This window comes from Bradyrhizobium sp. STM 3566, assembly GCF_045571445.1.
Taxonomy (GTDB): Bacteria; Pseudomonadota; Alphaproteobacteria; order Rhizobiales; family Xanthobacteraceae; genus Bradyrhizobium; species Bradyrhizobium vignae.
The window spans coordinates 6,380,063-6,402,281 of record NZ_CP120692.1; the positions used below are offsets into that span (position 1 = coordinate 6,380,063).

Annotated in this window: 13 protein-coding genes and 2 pseudogenes; 9 read left to right on the plus strand and 6 right to left on the minus strand. The window is 58.8% G+C overall.

Translation table 11 applies throughout. The features are described 5' to 3' along the window. The first annotated feature begins 1,311 nt into the window (after nucleotides 1-1,311). The 5 genes from P6U27_RS30515 to tnpC (P6U27_RS30535) all read left to right on the plus strand — a co-directional run bounded on the left by P6U27_RS30515 (nucleotide 1,312) and on the right by tnpC (P6U27_RS30535) (nucleotide 7,256). Nucleotides 1,312-2,382, plus strand: a complete 1,071-nt coding sequence (locus P6U27_RS30515; protein ID WP_407193081.1) for a 3-hydroxyacyl-CoA dehydrogenase NAD-binding domain-containing protein — start codon at nucleotides 1,312-1,314, stop codon at nucleotides 2,380-2,382. Between the two features lie 732 nt (nucleotides 2,383-3,114). Beyond that, a complete protein-coding gene (locus P6U27_RS30520; RefSeq protein WP_407193082.1) occupies nucleotides 3,115-3,999 on the plus strand; it encodes a 3-keto-5-aminohexanoate cleavage protein in 885 nt (294 codons plus the stop codon). Nucleotides 4,000-4,815: 816 nt separating this feature from the next. Then, nucleotides 4,816-5,217, plus strand: coding sequence for an IS66-like element accessory protein TnpA (gene tnpA, locus P6U27_RS30525; RefSeq protein ID WP_407193083.1), 402 nt, complete (start codon nucleotides 4,816-4,818; stop codon nucleotides 5,215-5,217). Continuing rightward, a complete protein-coding gene (tnpB, locus tag P6U27_RS30530; RefSeq protein ID WP_407193084.1) occupies nucleotides 5,214-5,561 on the plus strand; it encodes an IS66 family insertion sequence element accessory protein TnpB in 348 nt (115 codons plus the stop codon). The genes tnpA and tnpB (P6U27_RS30530) overlap by 4 nt, the downstream gene beginning before the upstream one ends. 45 nt (nucleotides 5,562-5,606) lie before the next feature. Beyond that, complete coding sequence (gene tnpC / locus P6U27_RS30535) at nucleotides 5,607-7,256, plus strand: IS66 family transposase (RefSeq protein ID WP_407194502.1); 1,650 nt, start codon at nucleotides 5,607-5,609, stop codon at nucleotides 7,254-7,256. A gap of 412 nt (nucleotides 7,257-7,668) precedes the next feature. Here the strand turns inward: tnpC (P6U27_RS30535) and tnpC (P6U27_RS30540) are convergent, their stop codons facing one another. The 3 genes and pseudogenes from tnpC (P6U27_RS30540) to P6U27_RS30550 form a co-directional block, all read right to left on the minus strand. Further along, a complete protein-coding gene (gene tnpC, locus P6U27_RS30540; RefSeq protein WP_407193085.1) occupies nucleotides 7,669-9,258 on the minus strand; it encodes an IS66 family transposase in 1,590 nt (529 codons plus the stop codon). Between the two features lie 74 nt (nucleotides 9,259-9,332). Then, nucleotides 9,333-9,673 (minus strand): annotated as a pseudogene (gene tnpB, locus P6U27_RS30545) (IS66 family insertion sequence element accessory protein TnpB). Continuing rightward, nucleotides 9,670-9,990, minus strand: coding sequence for a transposase (locus P6U27_RS30550; RefSeq protein WP_407193086.1), 321 nt, complete (start codon nucleotides 9,988-9,990; stop codon nucleotides 9,670-9,672). Before P6U27_RS30550 ends, tnpB (P6U27_RS30545) begins: the two are co-directional and overlap by 4 nt. Before the next feature lie 956 nt (nucleotides 9,991-10,946). Between P6U27_RS30550 and P6U27_RS30555 the strand changes: the two genes are divergently transcribed. After that, nucleotides 10,947-12,293, plus strand: a complete 1,347-nt coding sequence (locus P6U27_RS30555) for an IS5 family transposase (protein WP_407193087.1) — start codon at nucleotides 10,947-10,949, stop codon at nucleotides 12,291-12,293. A 2,566-nt stretch (nucleotides 12,294-14,859) separates the two neighbouring features. Here P6U27_RS30555 and P6U27_RS30560 read toward each other — a convergent pair. After that, nucleotides 14,860-16,497: a class I adenylate-forming enzyme family protein gene (locus P6U27_RS30560; protein WP_407193088.1), complete on the minus strand. Its 1,638-nt coding sequence runs from the start codon at nucleotides 16,495-16,497 to the stop codon at nucleotides 14,860-14,862. An 890-nt stretch (nucleotides 16,498-17,387) separates the two neighbouring features. Here P6U27_RS30560 and P6U27_RS30565 point away from each other — a divergent pair. From P6U27_RS30565 to P6U27_RS30575, 3 genes and pseudogenes are all read left to right on the plus strand, one after another. After that, a complete protein-coding gene (locus tag P6U27_RS30565) occupies nucleotides 17,388-17,618 on the plus strand; it encodes a hypothetical protein (protein WP_407193089.1) in 231 nt (76 codons plus the stop codon). A 424-nt stretch (nucleotides 17,619-18,042) separates the two neighbouring features. Continuing rightward, a complete protein-coding gene (gene tnpB / locus P6U27_RS30570) occupies nucleotides 18,043-18,336 on the plus strand; it encodes an IS66 family insertion sequence element accessory protein TnpB (RefSeq protein ID WP_407193090.1) in 294 nt (97 codons plus the stop codon). Between the two features lie 709 nt (nucleotides 18,337-19,045). After that, nucleotides 19,046-19,459 (plus strand): annotated as a pseudogene (locus tag P6U27_RS30575) (IS66 family transposase zinc-finger binding domain-containing protein); the annotation flags it as partial. Between the two features lie 1,120 nt (nucleotides 19,460-20,579). Here the strand turns inward: P6U27_RS30575 and P6U27_RS30580 are convergent. Further along, on the minus strand, nucleotides 20,580-21,122 hold the full coding sequence (locus P6U27_RS30580) for an SET domain-containing protein-lysine N-methyltransferase (protein WP_407193091.1): 543 nt from the start codon (nucleotides 21,120-21,122) through the stop codon (nucleotides 20,580-20,582). Nucleotides 21,123-21,389: 267 nt separating this feature from the next. Beyond that, nucleotides 21,390-22,112: a hypothetical protein gene (locus P6U27_RS30585; RefSeq protein WP_407193092.1), complete on the minus strand. Its 723-nt coding sequence runs from the start codon at nucleotides 22,110-22,112 to the stop codon at nucleotides 21,390-21,392. Nucleotides 22,113-22,219: the final 107 nt, after the last annotated feature.

Consider the following 22,219-nt stretch of genomic DNA (forward strand, 5'->3'; position numbering starts at 1 on the left):
CTGCCATGCCAGCGGCGCTGAACCGCATGGGGCGTTGAGTTGTTTCAAAACTGTCGGCTGCAAACGGAATCCAGGCATTTTATCCAACAGCCGTCGCTTCGCTGTCTGAAACGGGACAATATCTGCGGCTATTCGGGCTCTAAGCTAGTGTTAAATTTCATAGTCGCGTTATTAGAAGCCTCAGCCTCGATGCGAGATATCCCGAATGACGCTCCTTGGTGCACGTAAAAAGATTAGCGGAGCCACCAGGTGCGGCTTCTACAAGCAGTTATTGACTTGCAGAGAGCGTTTCAGAGCTACTGCGCTAGAGGTCTCAACGATTATTTAGCAATGGCGCGCCATCGGTGCGCGAGATGTTTAGCCGTAGCCCTTCTGAGTCAAAAAAGTCGGGATCGCATTTAGAGGCGAGCTAATGATTGATGCGAGGTCGTCGGGATTAGGCCCAAACAAAGGCGTAAGTGAAGTACGTGAGAGAGCCGATCTTGCAGATCGTGTTGCTGGAGCGCGCGGTCGTCCAAATCAATTGCTGTTTCAGTCCGTGAGCTCGGCCGCATCGTACACGCCGAAAGCGTCGGCTTGGCAGTAGAATATTGAGCGGGGAAGTGCGACCCTCTCGCTACTCGGCCCTCCGCGAGCGCGCTGCTTAGCATACAGAAATTGTTCCAAAATGGAAGGAAAGCCGTAGTGAAACTGAGTAATCTCGGCCGTCCGACTAGCTACGATGACGTAACGACTCCGACAACTTTTGCTGCGTTCGAGACGTTGGTGGTCAGGCGTGAGTTTTCGTTTCTCGTGACAGAGGACGCGCCAATGGAATTCAAAACTGGCGCGACAATTGCTGGGGAGATGGCGCCGCGGCCAAGTCGGCAGCTCGATGAATCTGCTCGAGACTTGGACGGCGCTACGCTCGAAAATTGAAGCGTCGTGGACTTCCGATAAATCTTGTTCAGCCGCTTTTGGCATAAGTCTAGCTTGCTGTGCGAAAAGAGTGCGAGTGGTTCCGAGGTGGTCGTGGCTTTGCAATCGCAGCGTGGCTTGAGTGCGGTAGAATCGCGGGCGGCCAGAGGGGTAGGCGGATTCAGCGATCAATGCAATGTCGGGGGGCTCACATCCTCCTGAGGGACGTTCGCAGTTGACTCGCGAACCGCCGAGATATTTAGGGGTTGGGTTCGGGGTATTCAACTAGTCAGTACTGGCGCGCCAGCTTGGATAACGCCGCGCTTGGCTCGAGAGCATCGAAGTGCAGGAGGCGAGTCCAAAAGCAGTGCGCGAGGACGCTAAGATCAATGTGTATGTCTAAGGCGAGAATTCATGAGCGATGCGTCTATTTCGGTATCTGAGAAGCAGCCGCGGGAAATCGGACTGCTTGGAAGTGGAGTAATTGGAGGCGGGTGGGCCGCCCGTTTTATCCTTAATGGAATAGACGTGCGGGTGCATGGCCGTTCGCCCGGTGCGCTCGAACGCGTACAGGAGCAGTTGGCAAAAGCGCGTCGGGCATATCGGCGATTAACCCAAGCTCCGCTGCCATCCGAGGGATCGCTGACCGTGGTGAATTCGCTTGCCGACGCGGTGCACGGCGTCGATCTGGTGCAAGAGTCTGTGCCGGAGCGCTTGGAAGTCAAGCAGCAGCTATTTGCCGAAGTTAGCCGGGTGGTGGGCCCTGAAACGTTGATCTGCTCGTCGAGTTCGGGCTTGGTGCCGTCATTGCTGCAAGCTAAGATGGGGCGACCCGAGAGCCTGCTCGTAGCCCATCCGTTCAACCCGGTATACCTAGTGCCTTTGGTTGAACTGTGCGCAGGACAGCGCACAGCGCCCGAGGCTCTGGCGCGGGCGGGAGAGATCTACCGGGCTATCGGGATGCACCCACTTGTCGTGCGTAAGGAGGTGGACGGCTTCATTGCGAACCGGCTGCAGACGGCAGCATGGCGTGAGGCGCTGTGGTTGGTGCACGATGATCTAGCCACCGTACAAGAGATCGACGACGCCGTCCGCTACTCTTTTGGACTGCGGCAAGCAGCGTTAGGTCCCTTTCGGACTTACTTCGTCGGCAGCGGTCAAAAGAGCTTTCGCAGCTTCTTGGAGAAGTGGGGACCCGGGCGGAAATCGTCTTCAAAGCTCGATGAGATACCCGAGTACAGTGATGCCCTTCTGGACAAACTCGCCGAGCAGTCCGACGCACAGGACCTGCTCGAGAGCGTAACCATTTCTGAGTTTGAGCAAAAACTCGACGACGGCATTGTCGCCGTGCTGAAAGGATTGCGCTCTCTGAATTATGGTGCTGGTGAGACCCTATCGCGTTGGGAAGAGGGTCTGCGCGACCGCGCTACGAGCCGAACTAGCAGATCCGACGCAGGCACAGCGCCAGAGATACCGAAAGGCTGAACGCGCAAATCAGAGCCAGCAGCTGTTCGTCCTTCAGCAAAGCCACCGTCACATTGGTGACCACGACGAGCTCACCTCGGTCGAACAACTTGTGCGGTGGCTCCGTTCGCGGCCGACCTCACTAGCTACTTCTCGTCTCTTGGAGCCGCCCGTCGGATGATGATCTTCCGCAATTGTCCATAGGCCGACGTCTCTCTCGTAATCAATTATCATAACGCCGTGTTTAGTTTAACCGAGGAAAACTAACTGAATCCACGCGTCCCAATTAGGAGTCTGCACTTTTGGTCAATCACCGCAATCAAACCGTCTTCTCGCGTCCGTGTGACGGCGTCCTCCTAGACCTCAGTCTCGAGGAACGCTCCCGTTTCGCCGTCCAAGCCTTCAGCGCGGCTTCAGGTGGAACCTCGATTGCCAACCGGTTCACGAACATCGAAGGCTCTCGAAGAACTGGATTCGACGGAGCTGCCTGTTTTGGCTGATGGGACCTATTGCCTGATCAAAATCTGCAAGAAAAGTCCGTATTCGCTTAAATTCCGCCTCCGGGAGACAGATGAAGCTTTGAATCCATCTTGAAGCAAAAATGTGTCGATTGCCAGGTGCGGAGCTGAAGGCGCTACCTTCCGCGGAAATCGACTAGACATACCAAAGGCTACCGGCCGGCGAGTTCGGGCTAACTGTAACAGTGCCGCCAGCTTACTGAACTTAATTCGCGACATAACATAGGAGAGTTTGATGTCCCTGAAGGTGATCATCACGTGTGCAGTAACTGGGGGTAATAGCGCAGTCCTCGCGAAACATCCGAACATTCCCAAGACGCCATCGGAAATTGCAGATGCTGCGCTGGAGGCAGCTAAGGCAGGAGCCGCGGTCGTTCATATCCACGTGCGCGATCCAAACACCGGTCTTGGGTCGAACCGATTCGAACTCTATGAACAGGTCGTGAAGAAGATCCGAGAAGCGGCAACTGACGTGATCATCAACTTGACCTGCGGAATGGGCGGCGAACTGGTTCTTGACTCCGTTGACCCTATCAAAGTCGGTGCAGCGAGCACGCTTAAGAATCCCGCGGGGCGATGTCTCCACGCGGCCAAGCTTCAGCCAGAGCTTAGCACCTTGGATTGCGCTACCATGACCTTCGGAGAGCGCATCTATGTTGCACGTATGTCCGAATTGAGAGAGATGGCGGCCCTTATGCGAGAGGCCGGCGTCAAGCCTGAGTTGGAATGCTTCGATTTAGGCCACATTGAAACCGCAAAGAAGCTAATATCCGAGGGCGCGATTGATGGCTCTCCTCTCTTTCAGTTCTGCCTCGGTACAGGAAATGGTGCGCCGGCTCTTCCGATCGTTCTCCAAGCTATGCGGGAGCTTTTGCCCGAGGGAGCCATTTGGGGCGGATTTGGCTGTGGCCCCGATGAAATGCCCATGGTCGCACAGGTAGTGGCCATGGGCGGCCATGTCAGAGTAGGATTGGAAGATAACATTTACCTGCGGCGTGGTGTGCTGGCATCCAACCGCGAGCTGGTCGAGAATGCGGTGGGTATCGTTGAGCGCATGGGAGCTAGCATCGCAACACCGGCTGAGGCGCGGGCAATCCTTGGCGTTGTGAAACGCGGATAACTTCGCCTAGATCCTGGCACGGCTTCAGTATACTAGCTCTCGGGTTGTTGATAGCATCGGCACGCGCTGGATGAACTGTTGGATTCATCCTGCTGCAACTTGACGAACTTCTAAACGAACGGGCTTCCAACTAGATTTCTGGCTGGAAGTCGCCCGCTTAGCGTCTCAGAAGGTGATCTTCCCTCGAAAAGTGGACGTGTTAGGCGGCTTTTAGCTCCATTTCGCTTGGGGCAATATATCCGATGGCGGAATGGAGTCTTGTTCTGTTATAGAGGCCCTCGATGAAGGCGAAGATGTCGCGCTTGGCCTCGGCGCGGGTGACGGCAGCCAAATACAGCCAGGGATGTAGGTGATATCTGCGAGCCAAACACGGGGGCCTGCGCTGTGAAGTCACGCGCGATCAGGTTCGCGGCGATCGGCAGGTCATGACGGCCGTCGGTGGTGCGCACGCGGCGCGGCGGTGTCATGATAGCGCGGATAACGTTCCGACGCATCATCCGCTCGACGGCCGCGGCTGACACCTCGGCCCCGCCGGCGCAGAACGGATGAGCAGGACTGCCGTAGCGACCGCTGCTGCCTTGATGGACTTGCCGGACTGCAGCCAAGGGCGCGGCATTGGATTTGGTCCGCCCCAGAGCTAGCAAACTGTCCGAAACAAGAACATGAGTTGGCATGAAACGTCCTCGATTGTGCCAGGACAAAGCAGCCGCCGCTACCTTCCTTCTACTGTATTCCTCCGTTGAGGGCCGTTGAGGGCCGCCTTGTTTGACGGAGGCGAACGCTGCAGGTCCTAGGGGTAATCCTAGGAGAAGCGCTATGACGATTTCGAGGGCGGAGGTGATCACATCGGTCGAGCGGCGGCGCCGGTGGTCGCGGGATGAGAAGGAACGGCTAGTTGCAGCATCGCTCGAGCCCGGAGCCAATGTTTCCGAGGTGGCTCGCATGGCCGGCCTTCATGTGAGTCAGCTGTTCCGGTGGCGCAAAGAGCTTTGTAAGCACGGGGAAGCGAGTATAGCGCCGTTCGTGCCGGTCGAGATTGGGCCGTCTGTGCCGCCGCGGGAGGTGGCCGAAGCGCCAATGGCGACGACGGCGGCGCGTCGACGGAAGAGCCAGGGCATCATCGAGATCGATCTTGGTAGCGGGGACCGCATCCGGGTCGATGGCGACGTTGATGGAGACGCGCTACGTCGCGTTCTCGATGCTTTGGTACGACGATGATTCCGGTTCCGACGGGCGCGCGAGTGTGGCTCGCGACAGGCTACACGGACATGCGCCGAGGCTTTCCGTCGTTGGCACTCCAAGTGCAGGAGGTGCTGCGCAAGGACCCGCTCAGCGGTCATCTGTTCGTCTTCCGCGGTCGCCGAAGTGATCTTGTCAAGGTGATCTGGCACGATCGCCAGGGAGCATGCCTGTTCACCAAGAGACTCGAGAGAGGGCGGTTCATCTGGCCTTCGGTTGCGGGCGAAGCAGTGACGATCTCGCCGGCGCAGCTGAGCTACCTGTTGTCCGGAATCGATTGGCGCAACCCGCAAGAAACCCAGCGTCCGACGCGGGTCGGATAGCCGTTTTGGGTTTGAATCTGCTGCTTGATCTGATTCAATGGCTTCATTGTCTCGAAGCCGGACGACCTTCCATCGGACCTTGTCAGTGCCCTGGCGGCGCTGCAGGCCGAGCGTGAGGCGCGGCTGCGAGCCGAGGCGGTAGCCGCCAGCGCGCAAGCGGAGCTGTCGGATAACGCGGCGGTGATCGCGCATCTCGAGTTGCGGATCGAGAAACTCAAGCGCGAACTGTACGGGCAGCGCTCCGAGCGCACGGCGCGGCTGATCGAGCAATTGAAATTGGAACTCGAAGAACTCGCCACCACGGCCAGCGAGGATGAGCTTGCCGCGCGCGCCGCGGCGAAAACCCAGAGCGTACGCGCCTTCACGCGCAAGCGGCCGGTACGCAAGCCCTGGCCGGACGACATCGAACGCGAGCGCATCATCATTGAGGCGCCAAAGACCTGCGCCTGTTGCGGCGGATCGCGGCTGGCGAAGATTGGCGAGGACCTGACCGAGACGCTGAAGGAGATCCCGCGCCGGTTCAAGGTCATTGAGACCGTGCGCGAGAAGTTCACTTGCCGCGATTGCGAGAAGATCAGCCAGCCGCCGGCGCCGTTCCATGCCACGCCGCGCGGCTTCATCGGTCCGCAATTACTGGCGACGATCCTGTTCGACAAGTTCGGCATGCATATCTCGCTCAACCGCCAGAGCGCGCGCTTCAAGTGCGAGAGGATCGACCTGCCATTCTCGACGCTGGCCGACCAGGTCGAGCACCGGACCTTCGCCGTCATGCCGCTGTTCCAGCTGATCGAGCGTCATGTACTCGCAGCCGAGCGCCTACATGGCGACGACACCACCATCCGCATCCTGGCGAAGGGCAAGTGCACGACCGGCCGGATCTGGACCTATGTGTGCGACGATCGGCCCTACGGTGGACCTGCGCCGCCGGCGGCGATCTATTACGCCTCGAACGACCGACGGGGCGAGCATCCCCAGAAGCATCTGGCCGCCTTCGCCGGTATCCTGCAGGCGGATTGCTATAGCGGCTTCGAGCCCTTGTTCGACCCGCAAAGGAAAGCGATGCCGATCACGCCGGCATTCTGCTTCGCGCATGCGCGGCGGGGCTTCTTCGAGCTGGCCGATATCGAGAAGAAAGCTAGGGAAGGCAGCAAGGGTAGACCGGTCTCCCCGATCGCGCTGGAGGCGGTCGGACGCCTCGATGCATTGTTCGAGATCGAGCGAGCCATCAATGGCCGTAGCGCCGAGGAGCGGCGTGCCATGCGCCAGGAGAGAAGCAAGCCGCTGCTCGACGACATGCACGCCTGGCTGCTGCGCGAGCGAGAAACCCTCTCGCGCTCCTCCGAGGTCCTGAAGCCCATGAATTACATGCTCAGGCGCTGGGCCGACTTTGCCCGTTTCCTCGACGATGGCAGGATCTGCCTCAGCAACAACGCCGCCGAAAGAGCGCTGCGCGGCATCGCCCTGGGAAGGCGCAACTGGACCTTCGCCGGCAGCCTGCGCGGCGCCGAACGCGCCGCCATCATGCTCACGATGATCACCACCTGTCGTCTTAACGATGTCGATCCCAAAGCCTGGCTTGCCGACGTCCTCGCCCGGATCGCCGATCTTCCCGCTTCGCGTCTGCACGAACTGCTGCCCTGGGAATGGAAGCTCCCGCGCCAAGCCGACGAACCTACCGATCAGCAAGCTGCCTAACCCTCACGCAGCGCTATCATAGCGCTACCCGGCCCCGCGCGCATGCGTCAATCAGGCGGTCTTCGTCGTATGCGTACCTTCTACTCGTATGATCGGCATTTTGTTCGTATCCGACGCACAAATCCTTCTCTTATCGTGAGAGAATGCTTGTTTCGTCGCGTATGCGGCCATGCTCGCGGTTTATCAGCAAGGCTATCCATTATGGGATTTGGCGAGGCTCGCACATCCGGTGAATGTTCGGCGCTACCCCTCTGCCTCTCGCTGTGAGAACGTTGGATGTGAGCCGTTCCGATTGCGGCACGCCGTGGATGCGAGCAATTCTACGAGCGAATGCTCAGGGGGATACCCCAGACTCCGCAGTAGCCGGACAGGAATGCAGCTGCGGTTCAGCGTAAGCGGCAAGCTGAGGCCGTCAGATGGCGTGGTTCCACGGCATAAGCGCGTCTATTTCGCTGCTCGGCCAGCCATTGACGATACGCTGAAGCGTGAGAGCAAGCCAGGCGAGCGGATCGACGTTGTTCATCTTCGCTGTCTGCAGCAGTGTCGCGATGGTCGCCCAGGTTCGTCCGCCGCCGTCGCTGCCGGCAAACAGATTCTTTCTCGTAATTGTTTGTGGCCTGATGGCGCGTTCGACGATGTTGGAGTCGAGCTCGATGCGACCATCCGTCAGGAAGCGTTCGAAGATGGCACGGCGCGAGACGGCATAGCGGATCGCCTCAGCGAGCTTTGATTTGCCGGAGATCCGCCGCAAGGTCCGCTGCCAGAAGTCGAAGAGATCTGCGACGATCGCCGCGGAGGCCTGCTGGCGCGCGGCAACGCGAGCGTCGGGGCGTTGACCGCGCACGGTTTTCTCGACCTGCCAGAGTCTTGCCATCCGCTCGACCGTCGCCGTTGCCACTTCTGAGCTCCCTGCAACATGCAGCTCGTAGAACTTGCGTCTGCAGTGTGACCAGCAGCGAGCCAAGGTGACGCCATCATTGCCGCGATCGGATCGCGCGAGCTTGTTATAGGCGGCATAGCCATCCACCTGCAGTATGCCGCGATAGCCATTGAGGTGCCGGACCGCGCATTCGCCGGAGCGGCTGTCTTCGAAGCGATAAGCCACCATCGGGGAACCGCTGCGGCCAAACGTTCGGTCATCCCGGGCATAGGCCCACAAATAGGCCGTCTTCGTCGATCCGGAGCCCGGAGCGAGCGTCGGCAAAGTGGTTTCGTCGGCAAAGACCCGTTCGGCCTTCTTGACCTCGCTGAAGATGTAGTCCGCCATGATCTCGAGCTCGAAGCCGAGCTTGCCCATCCATTGCGCCATCAGCTGGCGGTCGAGCTCGACCTTGTCGCGGGCGTAGATCGCCTCCTGCCGGTAGAGCGGCAGGCCGTCGGCATATTTGGCGACGGCGATCTGGGCCAGAAGCGCTTCCGTCGGAATGCCTCCTTCGATGATATGGGCCGGGGCCGGCGCCTGGATCACGCCGTCCGCGTTCTTGAACGCATACTTGGGACGGCGCGTGACGATCACACGGAACTTGACCGCCACCACATCCAGACGCTCCGACACGTCCTCGCCGATCAGCTCTTTCTGCTTGCCGGCATGCTCAGCCAGCTCTTCCGGGTCAATGACGATTTCGACCCTTTCCAGATGGGGCGCAAAGCCCTTGCGCCGACGCGGTGCACGCTTGCTATCCGCTTGCGCACGGCCCTTGCTGACCCGGGCCTTGATCGCAGCGATGCCGGTCTCGATCTCCTCGAAGACAAAGGCTTGCTGTTCAACGTCGCCATTCGCAGAGCCGAGCTTTTCCGATCGTCGGCCGAACCGCGCGCGGTCGAAGGCCTTGAGGATCTGCGTCAGCCGCTCGATGCGCGCATCGGCATCGGCGTTGCTCGCCTTGAGATCGGCGACCTCGCTCTCCAGAGCACCGGCGCGGGCCGCTTTCTCGGCCATGGCAAGCACCATGGCCTTCAGCGTCTCCACGTCATTTGAGAGGTTGAGATCGGGCCGCGTCATTGCCCCGACCAGAGCACATTTTGCTCAGCTTCTCTTGCCCTTTTAGGCCGCTGATTCACTTCCCCGCAGTGCTTTTACCCAACAATCTCCGGCGGCTTGACCGCCGCAGTCCGGACCCGCTTCCAGTCCATCCCATCCACCAAGGCCGTCAATTGCGCAGGATTCATCTGCACCCGATGATGCCCGATCTGCGGCCAGCAGAACTTCGCCTTCTCGAGACGTTTTAGAGGCACACGCCGGAGCCATCCCACCATACGATCTTGATTCGGTCGGCTCTTTTGGCCCGGAACACATAAAGCGCACCGTCGAACGGATCTGAGCCCGCATCGCGCACCAGCGCAACAAGGCCATCGATACCCTTGCGGAACTCGACTGGATGGCTGGCCAGGAACACCTTCACGCCGGAGGGGATCATGCCGAACGCACCGCGCGGATCACCCGCCGCAACTGCGCCTCGTCGACGTCCACGCCGGCACGCACGATCACCGCGCCGGCCGCTGACGCCACCACACCCTCGCAACTCGAGTGCCGCGCGTGATAATGTCGCTCCGCCCCCGCATCACGGCGCCAGGCGAACAGCTGCCATGGGTGAATGCCAATCCGGCGGGCGATCGCCGAGACGCTCGCGCCAGGCTCCAGTGCCTCCGTCACAACTTGCGCCTTGAACTCGTCCGACCAGCGTCGGCGAAGCCGCGGTGCCCCCTCAAGGCGGCCCGCGATCGCTTCGATCATATGGAAGGTTCTAGTTCCAGAACTAGGCGCAGACATAGAAGCTCACATCGGCTCACAAACTCACCAGCCGATAGCCGATCGCTCATCGCCTCCGCCAGACGGGGTCTCCTTGCCGCTTACGGTTCAGCAAGGATGCATCGCAATCGTTCGCACGAAGGCAAATCTCCGAGAAGGCGTCCCGTGGCCGGCCCGCTGATGGACGGCGGTGTAACTGGAGCCCCAGCATCGGACAGCACCGGATACGCTTAGCTCAAATTCGGAAAAGTCGTTGTCGATGATGAGGACGAAGCTCTTCGGCTCGCGTCGAAGATCAAAGCCATCGACGTGCGTCGTGGTGGGAAGTCCTAGCGCTTGAAGCGCAACGATTTATTGCCGGCAGTGTCCTGGGAAACAGCGCACAGCGATGAGCGTGTAGCGCTGCGCCGTGGCGTTACACTAGCACGGCTGGCGCGCGCGACCATTTTCGTGGCAATATGGGTGGCTACGCTCTGCATGCTGGAGATCGGATGAGCGTTGTGATGGCTATAAACAGCGAAATCCACCTCGACACCGAAGCCAGGGACAGTAACCGTCTGGCGCAGCTTCCTGGCGCCTGTTACTCTGCGAGAGCAGATGAAGCTTTGACCATTGTAGGATTTCCGGAATCGGATTCGTTGCTCAGGCATAGTAACCGGCCCTGGTCAGCCAAGCGGAAGCTTTGGACAATGCTCTTGCGTCGAACTTAAAGACTCTTAGCGCGATTCCCGAGCTATGATCGTTTGATCAGCAGTCTCATATTGCAGTATTTCGTCGTCCGTTAAGAGCGACCAAGCGACTGATGTGGAATCGTAATCTGGCAGACCGGCTTTTTTGCGATTGCAGGGTTTTGATGCTTCGGGGATCGGAACCTTGCAATTTCATTTTCAGGATTCCGTCGAATCGCCAGTCATGATTCCGTGGCCGCATCGGAGGGGGCGATGCGGCCGAAGAAGCAGAAGGCGACGGTATCGGGCGATCTGTTCCGGGCCAGGCTGGACCAGATCATCAATATGAAGCACGAGCTGGTTCAGCTCGCCGGCAGGGTCGACTGGGACTGGATCGATGGGGAGATCGCGCCGCTCTACAGCGAGAACGGCCGGCCCGGCATCGCGACCCGCTTCGTGATTGGGCTGCTGCTGCTCAAGCAGATTTACGGCCTGTCCGACGAGGGGGTGTGCGAGCGCTGGGTCCACGACCCGTATTTCCAGTACTTCACCGGCGAAGAGTTCTTCCAGCATTCATTTCCGCACGAGCGCTCGGACCTGAGCCACTGGCGCAAGCGGCTCGGCGACAAGCTGGAGCTGCTGTTGGCCGAGAGCCTGCGGGTGGCGCACGAAGCCGGCGCGTTACGCAGCCAGGACCTCAAGCGTGTCACGGTCGATACCACCGTGCAGCCGAAGGCGATCACCTTCCCGACCGATGCCAAGCTGCTGCACGCGGCCATCAAGGGGCTCAACCGCATGGCGAGGAAGCACGGGGTCAAGCTGCGGCAGTCCTATCTTCGCGTCGCCAAGACCGCGGCAATGATGGCGGGACGCTACGCCCATGCCAAGCAATTCAGGCGGCATCAGCGGCAGTTGCGCATCCTGCGCAGCCGGCTGGGCCGGATCATCCGCGATATCGGCCGCAAGATCGAAGGTCGAGCTGTGCTCGAGAACGCCTTCGTCCTCCCGCTCAGCCGCGCTTCGCAGATCCGCTCGCAACAGCAGCGTCAGCGTGGCTGGAAGCTTTATTCCTTCCACGCCCCGGAGGTGGAGTGCATCGGCAAGGGCAAGGCAGCCGCGCCTTACGAGTTCGGTGTCAAAGCCTCCATCGTCACCAACAACCGCCGTGCTCCCGGTGGCCTGTTCGTGCTGCACGCCAGGGCGCTACCCGATAACCCATATGACGGTCACATCTTGCGGGACGTCATCGACCGCACCGAGACACTCACCGGCTGTCCGATCGAGCGGGCCTATGTCGACAAGGGATACCGCGGCCACGACGCACAAAATCCCCGCCGCATCTTCATCTCCGGCCAGAAGCGCGGTCTCTTTGGGGTCATCAAGCGCGAGCTGCGCCGCCGCTCCGCCATCGAACCCATCATCGGACACCTGAAGACCGATGGTCACCTCGGCCGCTGCTACCTCAAAGGCCGCGCTGGCGATGCGGCCAACGTCATCCTCTCGGCCGTCGGCCACAACTTCCGCCGCATCCTCGCCTGGCTGAGAGCTTTTTGGCGCCTGATCCTGACCACCCTCATCGCAGCCACGAGCGACCGCTCACCGCTGAAATCGAGTTCTTAACGGACGACTATTTCTGCAAAATTGCGTGCGCTCTTGTCCGATTTCGCCCAGAGCTGCGGCTCGGACGAATTCTATGCAAGGCGTTGGGCACTCGGCCGCCTCGGCACAACGCCATTCAAACTGGCGCACATCCGCTTGCATATCACGCCATAGGCGAAGCGCCGCAATCATCGGCGCTTGGTCCGCATGGTCAACTGGCCGTCACTAAGTAGTTCGAAGATAGTCCCATGCTGAGGTTGCATGCACCGTCAGAACGTGGAAAAGACGGACCGTAAACATAGGCCGGAACTCCAGCTTAACGCCATAGGCGCGTATCCGTCGGCCGAGACTGATGATCAGCTATGGCGTGACACCCGTTACCATTTCGGCGTTCCGCTGTAGTATGCTCACCATCTCATGATCGGGATCGCAGTAACTAGGCTCGGTTGCGTTCAACACCTCAAACGGAACGCCAGGATAATCAGCCAGGATGCGGTCGATCTCAGCCAGAACGCGCTCCTTCTGGAGACCGACCGGTAGCCGAATATCGTAGTCAAAACTGAGTCAGGAATCATGTTGATCTTTAGCCCGCCCTGCATTCCGACATTTGTGGTCAGGCAGGCCATAATATCGGTCGCCCGCTGCCCAGGCCGGTCTCAATCGCCGGGCGGCCACGCTCAATTGCCCTCGCAACGTTTGCCGGCACGCCGGCGCGAAGTTCTTGTAGTCCCTCAAGCGCAGCAATGACGCATGCCGCACCGGTCGCGCTCTCACCCGTATGTGGATAGGCGCGGTGGCCACCCCGCGTGTGGATCTGGAAGCGGAGCCAATCAGCCCTTTTTCCCCAAACGGCAGCGTATGTCGGCTACTAGGCTCAGCACTGAGGCAGCAATCGCCCAGCACCTCGGGATGGTTTGCGACAAGAATCCGCGCCCCCCATTCGCCGAAGGTCTCTTGGTCCGAAAGGACGGTCAGCGTCAGGCGCCCGGCGAGCCTCTCCTTGAGAGGGGCCAAATGGACGTAGGTGAAAATCGAAGCAGTAGTGCCGGACTTCATATCGCAAGCACCGCACCCCATACGCGCCCCTCGCTGATCTCCCCGCCCCAGCAATCCTTGCTCCAACCTAGGCGATCCCCGACCGGAAATTCGTGTGTGGTACCGGCCAGGCCCTTGCTCCGCCATCAAAAGCCGCAACGATGTTCGGCATCATCGGCTCGGGATCAATAATTCTGTAGTCGAGTCCCTGACCATCCAGAAAATTACCGACGAACTCCCTGGCAGCGCGAGTGTCGCCAGGAGGATTGGGGTAGCTATGTGCAAAAACCGGACATGAAGCGCTGAATTCCGGTCGCGATTCTCCTCGATCCAAGCCAAGATTTGCCGCTTGTCATGCGAGATCGTTTGAGCTGAAGCGTTTTTCGGAGGAGATGTTTTCAGGCGTTCCTGCCGATCTTCAAGGTCAAGAGCGCAGTGACACTTGGCATTTGCAACGATGAAGGATGGCTCGCACTACCTAATGCTAATCAAGCAGGCAGACGGCGTTTGTACCGATCGTTGTCCAAGCCAAGCAGGTCAACGTATTGTGAACAGTTATCGGCGACAAGTTGTCGATTTGCATAGCGAACTCCTTGAGCACCCTTTAACCAACCTGACTCTTGTTAGCTAATTGGTGACATGCTCATGCAATCCATTCAATTGTTAACGTTGAGAGATGACAAGAGCGCTCGTCCTCGTTCGTTCCGGGTGCGAAGAATATCCGACTGCTCGGTTTTCGAACGTACATCGGCCGCCGCAGCGGCCCGCGCGTGGAAGATTGGAATACGAAGCCGTACCGACTGAGCAGGCATTCCAGCAGTTGAGATTGAAAGCTGCTATCACCCGTGAACTGGCCGATTCATGTCAGCGGTCGCGAGGCAAGCGGAAGATTAAATCAGGCACCCTTCTCATCATCGTGGACCCGCTGGAGACGGATCCACGGCAGACGAAATGCCGGTCGAGCTTGTTCCCCTTCCACGTTTCTAGGATTATGATCGACCGGGTTCGCGATCTCTTAAAGTGATGGGATTGTGGCTATGCTTGGCGACATCCTTTACGTCGGAAGTGCGGCGCGGTTTGGAGTCCTCGCGCAGACGGGGATGCGGTCGTTGGTTCGAAGGACAATAGGGCCCGGATCGTCAACGAGATGCCCGTACCAGGCGCGATCGTTCCGAGATTGGCCCGCGACGCGGGCTGCCCCACAACAACTGCTCATCTGCACTGGTAGGCACGCCAGTTTGACAAAAAGAAACGAGACACGATCTTCCGGCTCTATTACGCTAATGAGCTCTAGGCGATGTCATGCTGTCTGGCTGGCGGTTTGACTCTCGCACGCAGTGCTATCCTCGTAAGGAATCGCCCGAGCAATACGCACCAATGACGGGGCACACCGAAATCGCTCTGGTAAGCTGCCGAGTTATCAAACCTCTGCAAACTTAACTGAACCGTCGCTCCGAAAATCGATGCCCCGTAAGGGCTGAGACAATCGGTCCGCCGCTTCTCTGGGCGTCTACACTTGCGCTCCTGAACACCCGTAACCCAAGCAGCGGCTTCAGGTCCAACGTTTCTGCTCAGCGTCGTAGGTGTTCGATAGCGGATCGCTTACGGCCATCAGCTCTCGTTTGAGCACCTTATTACTGGTGACGGTTCTCGGAAGCTTCGGAATAAATGCAATATACCGTGGCACCTTAAACACGGCAAGGCGCGCCTGAGCGTGCTCCAGAATGCGCTCTACCTGGAACTGGGCTGGCGTGAGTCCTTCTTTCAGTTCCACGTAGACCTTGACTTCCTCACCCCTTTTCTGGTCGCGAAGGGGCACAGCCGCTACGTCCGCGATCTCGGGAATTTCCCGAATAATTGCCTCGACCTCGCGCGCAGAGATATTGTCGGCAATGCGACGGATTATATCCTTCTTACGTCCCACGAACCAATATAGTCCGAGTTCATTGCATCGCATCAGATCACCGGTCTTGAACCATTGCCCATTGAAACTATCTTCATTCACTTCCGGCTTATTCCAGTAGCCCTTGAAGATTCCGCGTCCACGTACCCACACCTCGCCGACCTCGCCGACCGCAGTAGGGCTACCATCCCCGTTGATCAAACGTAGTTCTCGAAATGGGGCGCTAATCCCGACCGAACCGGCATCATTCATCTCCTGGATATCTTGAGGCATTTGCGTGCCACATCCGATTTCCGTCATGCCCCAGGCGTAATTGCTGCGCACGCCAAGCTGCTCGCGAAACCGGCGCACTGTCTCAGCACTCCAGCCGTCGTACTGCCAGACGTTTCTCAGGCATCCAGGTATGTCATGGTCGCCTTCCGCTATCTGCCTCGGCAGCGCACACCACTCAATAAGGTGTTTCTCGATCCAATCAATGAATTGCGATGGGTCAAATTGTTGAGCGACGTACAACGTACCGCCCTGTCCATACGAGTTCAGAAGAATCAACGGGCTGAACATATGGCCGGAGGACGCCCAACTCAGATATCTCTTGTATGGAGTCAAGTAGGTAAGTACGCACGACAACACGCCCCAATAATCGTGCGTCAACATGCATCCCTTCGGAAAACCCGTAGTACCTGACGTATATTGAATAGTCAACAAGTCACCCGGTTGGACATCCTCGCCCGCCGGTGATTCGTCGATATCCCTAGAGATGCGATGAAGGCCGACAAGCGTCTCGTTGGAAGACTGCCCGACTAGAATGATTCTCTCTCTTGCAAGTTCTTGCGGCCAATGATCCATCGTGCAGAACACTGGCCATGCAGATTCATCGACGACGGCGAATTTCGACTGGCTGTCGCTGACGATGTATTCGATCTCCCGCGGAGTGTAGTCCATATCGATCGGGACCGCCACTGCACCAAGCTTTGCGAGCGCGAACCACAGTGTCGGCATTTCTATGCGGTTAGGCAGCATAACCGCAACGCGATCGCCCTTGCGCACTCCGAATGTACGCAACGCATGTGCATAGCGGTTTGAGCTGCGATCCATCTCCCGGTAGGTCGCGCGCTCGCCGCGCTCGAAAATGTCTATTGCGGTTGTGGAGCTGTGCGTTCGCGCCCGCGTCGAAACAAGCTGTCCGATAGTTGTAGATCTATATGCAGCCTCTAACGCCTTGTCCCGGCGCAAGGCGTTGTTTATCCCGTCGCGCAGTTGATTCGATTTAAAGTTTGTAGTTGGCATTGGCATTCCTCAGGTTCAGGGGGACAAGAACAAGTCGGCTGGCGAAACAACCTTTTCCACGGTACAGCTTCCTCAGGCTATCTTCGGTCTAGATCCAGGGCATGGGCGCGACGATCCCCGCACGTCACGCGTTTGATAGCCTCGTGCCCCTTAGGCGAGCTCAACTGCTCACTCGCATTAAGCAAGAGCTACATTGCCGGCTGACGCCACCTAGTACTTGGTGCTACATCAACAACAAAGATCGGAATACTACCGATTCTGGTGAGGAATATGCTGCAAGCGGCCAGTATAGTATTTCGAGTCATAGGTTTGCATCGGAGATCCACGTCGCTGCGTGAAGAAATGGAGGCGCGCAGTTGAACGTAGCCGCTGGCTCGGTAGTTGAGCAAGGATCGCAGGCTCCCGTGTAAGAGGATTGCGGGTCTTCGAAGCCCGCCCCTTCAGACAGAAGTTTCCAATGGCTGAATTCAGCCCTCTTCGCCGCATGTTCAAGGATATGGCCGTCCCCAGTTTATCGCTAGCGAGTCGACGATCGCACCTTGCCTCGGTATCGAAGCTGAGCCGGTATTCGGTCGCTCTTCCGATTGTCTCTCGTTGGAGGATATATTCGCGTTCCAGGACCGGGATTTCCTGGTCGTCGCTGAACCAGATCGTCTGTGCGCTGCGCTTTTTTACGATGTGACGATCGGCTACGACGCAATTTCGGAGCGCGTCAGCTATGCACGCAAGCGTGCAACCTGCCGGTCGTGCTGAGCGCTAACGACGTCGTGCGCTTCCTGGAGGCATTTCCAAGGCCCTAGAGCCGCACTGCGCTGACGACGGTCGATGCGGCCGGACTACGCGTGTCGGAGGTGGTCCTATCGAAGATTACAGACGTCGACAGCCAACGGATGGCCATCGCGATCGAACAGGGCAAGGGCGGCCAGGACCGTCGTGTCATGCTCTTGTCCAGACAGATCTGCCAGATTGTGCGAACGGCCGGTTCTCCGCAAGACCACCCGTCGCTGGATCTGAGCCCGGTTTTGCTCAATGGCCTCGGGCCTGTCGCGGAGCGAGGGACAGAGCCGGCGGTCTTCCTCAACCCGAACAGTTGCATGAGCTTCGAGCCCGAACCGAGCTAGGAAGGGAGTAGATGATGGCACAAGAGCTATCGTTGTCGTTGGCATCGATGTGCCCAAAGACAAGGTGGATGTGTGCATTCGCTCATTGTCGCAACGACAGACCTTTGCGAGCAGCCCAGAAGGTCGGCGAGCGCTGATCCGCTGGCTTCGCAAGCACCCGGTCGGCAAGGCCGCCATGGAGGCTTCCGTCGTTATGAGCGCGAGTGGGCCAATGCGCTGCGCCAGCACGGTGGATCCGATGCGGGTGCCCAACTTCGCGAAATCGGCTGGACAGTTCGCCATTAAACGATCCGATCGATGCGGAGATGATACCCTGGTTCGCCGAGAGCTTCACCGAGGCAAGAGTCAAGCCTACGGTATCGCTCCGGCGAGCTCCGGCGAGCACCGCCTTGCGCGGTTTGATGGGTGATGAGGACATAGGCGTATGACTGACCATATGCCTATGCCGAAGGTCTCCCGGCTTGAAGTCGTCTCGACGGGCGCTCGACGCCTTGGACATTGGAAGAAAAGCAGCGAATCGTCACCGAGAGCTATGGCGGAATACAAAGCCCCCTGGAGCCTGAAGCGCGATCCTCATGCTGGCGATCTCTACATCTTCCGAGGGCGCCGGGACGATTTGGTCAAGATCCTCTGGCATGACGGGCTTGGTATGTCGCTCTACGCCAAGCGCCTAGATCGCGGCAAGTTCATCTCCTATGGCCTTTGTCAACTGTTTTGAACGCAGCTTCCCGATCGCCCGTTTGGGACGTGGATATTTGATGCATACGATCCGCATAGGTGAGGACGCCGAGTGTTCTCGACGGTCGCTCAGACTCCTATGCGGGGATTGGCAACCCCATGATGACGGTGCGTCGGAGGGCTGCCTCGCTCTGGCCTCGGACGTGGGCGTTTCCGCTGTCCAAAATGAACTCGAGGTTCCCTCTACGGCGCTCGGCGTCCTCGCTGATGCGGATCATAGGATGCGTGGTCGGTTAAGCGCCTAGCGGGACGCGCTGGCCGATGGACCAGATGAAGCCGAGCAGTTCCCGCGTAACTGCAGCAGTGGCGACGACTGAGCGTTTTCCGCGCGCGATAAGCTTCCGATAGGTCTTGTGCAGACGTAGCTGCGCTTTCCAGATATCTTGTGAAACTGGCGGGCAACGCTCTTTCATCCATTGCCCGACCTTCGGCGTGGTACGATAGCTCCAGGCAGCTTCACACAGCACGGCCCGCGCGATCGAACTGCCCGCCTTGGTGACTTTGTCGCGCGGCGATCAGGATGGAAGGCAGCGTCATTCAAGGTGAGAGAGTTTCGCTGGGCTCGTGACGTAGGGAGGGCGTAGCCCGACCGGAGTTACGAGCCCAGCGTCGGCGCGATCCCGAGGAGGACCGCGCCGACTGGTGATCGCGGCCGGCGGGGTTATGCAAGTGGTCAGGAGTTGGCGCTGACGTTCGAAGAGCTGGAAGCCGATGCCACCGAGGACGAGCTTGCGGCGGAACGGGCGGTGGCGAGGGCGACCACGGTGCGGGGATTTACCCGCAAGCGTGCCGAGCGTCAGACCTTCCCCGAGCACCTTGCCGGGGAACGGGTGGTTATCGATGGACCCACGGCTTGTGAATGCTGCGGCAGCAGCCGCCTGCGCAAGCTTGGCGAGGACGTGACGCTGACCTTGGAAGTGGTGCCGCGCCAGTGGAAGGTGATCGAGACGGTCCGGGAGAAGTTCTCCTGTCGGGACTGCGAGAAGATCAGCCAGGCGCCAGCACCGTCACATGCCGTCCCGCCGGGCCGAGCCTCCTGGCCATGATCATGTTCGAGAACTTAGGTCAGCATGAGCCCTTGAACCGCCAGGCCGAGCGCTACGTGCTGGCGGCGTTCAAGCGTTCACCGACTTCGGCGATTGGTGAGTGGACGGGGTCAAGCCCGGAAGTCGCCCGGAGGCGGTGGCGCGCCAGCGCCAGCCTTGAGGCCGGCGGATCGCCTGCTAACTTCAACACAGTTGATCTCCGCAGCTCTTGCGCATTCTCCGCAGCCATTGGGGGCTGCCATTCTATTCCCTTGCGCGGCCGAGACCGTCGCCACCAGCGCAGCCGCCCGAAGCATCTTGCCGGCCAGCTCGGCGCGACCGTCTTCATACTTGGGCCAGACGCCACCACACCACCCGCATGTCCACTGCGTCGTCCCCGGGCACGGACCTTCGCTCGAGGGCACACGCTAGACTAGGTCGCTTGCTGGCCCGGCATCTTTCTGTTCGTGCGCTTCCTCTCTCGGCTGTTCCGCCGCTGTTCCTGCAAGAGCTGCAAGCCTCGTTCTTGGCGGGCAGTTCGCTTTCTTTGGCAATCTCGTCCATCTTGCCGATCCCACCCCATTCGCCGAGCGCCTCGGTCAACTTCGATGCCCGTTGAGCCTGCAGGCCCGCATCCCGATGGCTGCCGAGTGATCGTAGAGGCGATCTAGAAGCGCATCAGTGCCATGGCGTGGGGGCAGCCCAGTAGCAACGGCATTAAAAGTCGCGTCGAACCAAACCGCTGGACTTCATGGAGGAACTCTGGACCAGAGCTGATACTGCTCTCTTGCTGGGTCGGCGCCGCGCGGATCCCGCTTCCCCGCCCACGTTTGCTCATGAGCGCTGGAGGACCGTGACCTTACCGCCTGCCTGCGCCACTGGCGACCAACTACGACGGACTACCTTATGAAAGATCAAGCGGCTCAAGTATGACTTCCTGTAGACGGTCTCCTATGGGATAAAAGAACGGCAGCTCGCCGGATTTTGGTTGACATGACACCGAGCAACTCAGCCTGATAGGCTCAGCAAACTTTTCGCAGATCGAAATTCACAGGTCCTTTACGAGTTAAGCTCGACGATCAAGGCTGGATCGGGAAGAATGCCTTTACATGATACCGCCCGTTCCACGGTAGCGCTTACGAAAAGCTGGTTTGCACTGTATTTCTCGCCTAGCCTGGGAGCATTGAATCTGCTCGCGCTAGCACGGCTTATTGGGTAACATGCGGTTAACGCCTGACGTGTGCACCAGATGTGACAGCAGAAATGGGCCTAAGCTACGAAGGTAGCCATATTGATTCGTCTCGGTCAAATACCTGTATCCGGCAATATAATTTGGTTTCCGACAACATCGGCACATAAATCTTTCGGCCAACGAGTATTCCGAGCAATTGTAATCAACGGTTATTTCATCGGTCTCACCACCAATCTCCGCGAGGGCGGTCAGAATAATAGCCTCACATTCGACGCGAACATATGCGGTGGGATGACAACTATGATTGAGGAAGTCAATGACGTTACTACAGAGGTGCCGATGACGACCAATCTGTATGGTTCGCTTGTTGGCCGCCGCTAGAATAACCCCACCGAGTCTTCCGACGACCGCGCCGCATGAAATTGGCTTACGCGAAAATAGGCCAAATCCGTTAATCTCTGAGGGCCCAACGAAGAGCCAATTACTTGTTTTGGAAGCGTGGTCATCCGGAGCCATACTGTGAGTCTCCCGCCTGCTGGTGGACGGCATGATGTTTACACTGCCGTCTGAGGGTTTGTCGCCGCGTGACGTCCGTATGATTACCCTCAGCGATAGCCAATCTAAATCGCGCCGCTCCTGTCGTGGCAACTATCAATTCTGATGGCCAATGGTGCAGATGCCGCACATTCGACGGCGACACGACTAAGTTCTCAGGATTGTTTACCCCACACTACCCACAGTTCTCGGCTCCCTATTCGCCCTCGCGGAGCGCCTCCCTTCACGCAGGATTGGTGGGCACCAAAGAAGGTCGGTGACTCACGTGTTAAGCCACCCGCAATGTGATCGCCACGCGGCCCTGTTTAGGCGGCCAGCCGCTGCGATTTCGGCGCCGAGTTCGATATCTGTGAGTCTCGAGAGGCCGCGCCAGATGACAACATTTCCAGGCGGCGGATCGCCCGCCCTTGCCAGGTAGCCACCCAATCGTGCAAGTTTGGTAAGATAAAATGCAGGGTTCCAGGGCGACATCGTCGATGGCTGGCGCCGCTGATGATTCGATCGAGCAACGCGATCTCGGTGTCCATCAATGCGAGCTTCGGTGACGCGTCTGGGGCGATGCGATTGAGCATGGTGAGCCAGAGGACGCGCCAGCTGAGAATGCAGAAGACCGCCATTAGATTGGCAAGTCGCTCCGCGGTCCGGAGTTTTGAGCCTTCCGCCTTGCAGCCCGATTTCAGATCTTGTGGAACACCTCCATTTTCCCCGCATGGCGTACCAGTTGATCTTCTCGATTGCTTCGGAGCGACTGCGGACGGCTAAGTCCGTGATGAGCTTCCACTCAATTGGTTTACGGCCCTTTGGCGTACCGCGCTCGGTGGCATGGATTATCGTCAGGTCGAGGGCTGGATAACGTTTCTGCTTCCCGATGGGAGGCAAGACCGCGATCCGCTTGAACTTGATTTCCAGCGCGGCCTTCGTCGTCTCTCCCTTGTCGTTGCGCACGTCGATGTAATGCAAGCCTTTGACGCTGGTCTCTTCCATCTCGGTTGCAATCGTATAACCGCCATCGCCTGCCAGCCGATCGACGCAGGCGCGGACAAGGAAGTGAGCGCCAAGCTCTTGCGTCAGGCAATATAATTCGTAGATGT

Coding starts and splice junctions, on each gene's coding strand:
- tnpB (WP_407193084.1), top strand. CDS start 5,214: ATGATTCCGGTTCCGACGGGCGCGCGAGTGTGGCTCGCGACAGGCTAC.
- tnpC (WP_407193085.1), bottom strand. CDS start 9,258: ATGACGCGGCCCGATCTCAACCTCTCAAATGACGTGGAGACGCTGAAG.
- P6U27_RS30565 (WP_407193089.1), top strand. CDS start 17,388: ATGGCCATCGCGATCGAACAGGGCAAGGGCGGCCAGGACCGTCGTGTC.
- P6U27_RS30560 (WP_407193088.1), bottom strand. CDS start 16,497: ATGCCAACTACAAACTTTAAATCGAATCAACTGCGCGACGGGATAAAC.
- P6U27_RS30550 (WP_407193086.1), bottom strand. CDS start 9,990: ATGATCGAAGCGATCGCGGGCCGCCTTGAGGGGGCACCGCGGCTTCGC.
- P6U27_RS30515 (WP_407193081.1), top strand. CDS start 1,312: ATGAGCGATGCGTCTATTTCGGTATCTGAGAAGCAGCCGCGGGAAATC.
- P6U27_RS30520 (WP_407193082.1), top strand. CDS start 3,115: ATGTCCCTGAAGGTGATCATCACGTGTGCAGTAACTGGGGGTAATAGC.
- P6U27_RS30580 (WP_407193091.1), bottom strand. CDS start 21,122: ATGCCGTCCACCAGCAGGCGGGAGACTCACAGTATGGCTCCGGATGAC.
- P6U27_RS30585 (WP_407193092.1), bottom strand. CDS start 22,112: ATGGAAGAGACCAGCGTCAAAGGCTTGCATTACATCGACGTGCGCAAC.
- tnpB (WP_407193090.1), top strand. CDS start 18,043: ATGACTGACCATATGCCTATGCCGAAGGTCTCCCGGCTTGAAGTCGTC.
- tnpA (WP_407193083.1), top strand. CDS start 4,816: ATGACGATTTCGAGGGCGGAGGTGATCACATCGGTCGAGCGGCGGCGC.
- P6U27_RS30555 (WP_407193087.1), top strand. CDS start 10,947: ATGCGGCCGAAGAAGCAGAAGGCGACGGTATCGGGCGATCTGTTCCGG.